Origin of the sequence: Streptomyces sp. SM1, from assembly GCF_002910825.1 — a bacterium.
Classification (GTDB): domain Bacteria; phylum Actinomycetota; class Actinomycetes; order Streptomycetales; family Streptomycetaceae; genus Streptomyces; species Streptomyces okerensis.
In genome coordinates this window covers 1-913 of record NZ_NEUB01000002.1, presented here as the reverse complement: position 1 = coordinate 913, position 913 = coordinate 1, and the positions used below count along the sequence as shown (strand labels likewise).

The 913-nt window shown below is 73.2% G+C and carries 1 protein-coding gene; it reads right to left on the bottom strand.

Annotated features, from left to right (window positions below; genetic code table 11):
• The coding region (cobF, locus tag B9S61_RS00020) for a precorrin-6A synthase (deacetylating) (protein ID WP_103540319.1) at nucleotides 1–761 on the bottom strand (761 nt) is incomplete at its 3' end.
• Between the last annotated feature and the right edge of the window lie 152 nt (nucleotides 762–913).

The following is a 913-nucleotide window of genomic DNA, read 5'->3' as shown; positions in this document are numbered from 1 at the left end:
GGGCCGCGGCGCAGCAGGTACGTGTCCATGATCCAGCCCTTGCGCTCACGGGCCTCCGCGCGCAGCCGCTCGATGCGCGGAGCGGCCTCGGCGAGCGGTCCGGAGACCAGGATCTCGTCCGGCGTGCCGATGTAGGCCCCCCAGTAGATGTCCACGTCCTGGTCGGCGTACGCGCGGAAGGCCTGGTGGGCGTCCAGCATCACCACCACGTCGTCCACGCCCTCCGGGAAGCCCTCGGCGAGCCGCCGGCCGGTGGTGATCTGGACCGGGCGGGCGACCCGGTTGAGCCCCGTGCGGTGCCGGGCCACGAGCGCCGAGACGCTGCTGATTCCCGGCACGACGTCATAGGTGAAGGACACCGCTCCCCGCTCCAGGACCTCTTCGAGAATCCCGAGCGTGCTGTCGTACAGCGACGGATCGCCCCAGACCAGGAACGCGCCGGTCTCCTCCTCGCCCAGTTCCTCGGCGATCAGCCGCTCGTAGATGTCCGCGCGGGCGCTGCGCCAGTCCCCGACGGCGGGGGAGTAGGCGGACCCGCCCGCCGACCGGTCCCGCTCCGGGTCACGCGCCTCGACGACGCGGTAGGCACCCCCCGGTACGTGCGCGTCGAGCATGTCCCGGCGCAGCCCCGTCAGGTCAGCCTTCGCCTCCCCCTTGTCCAGGATGAAGAACACGTCCGTGCCCCGCAGCGCCCTGACCGCCTGCAGGGTCAGCTGTTCGGGGTCGCCCGCACCGATACCGATGACATGAATCGCTCGCACGCCCCGAGTCTGCCGCACGGCACTGACCGTGCGTGCACCGCACCCGGCCTCTCCGCCAGTCAGCGGGCGGACCGCAGCCGGGGCGCCCGCGCCCCCGCGTCCACCGGAACGCCCCGCTCCACCTCCCCGGCCAGGTCCCGGGCCCAGGCGAT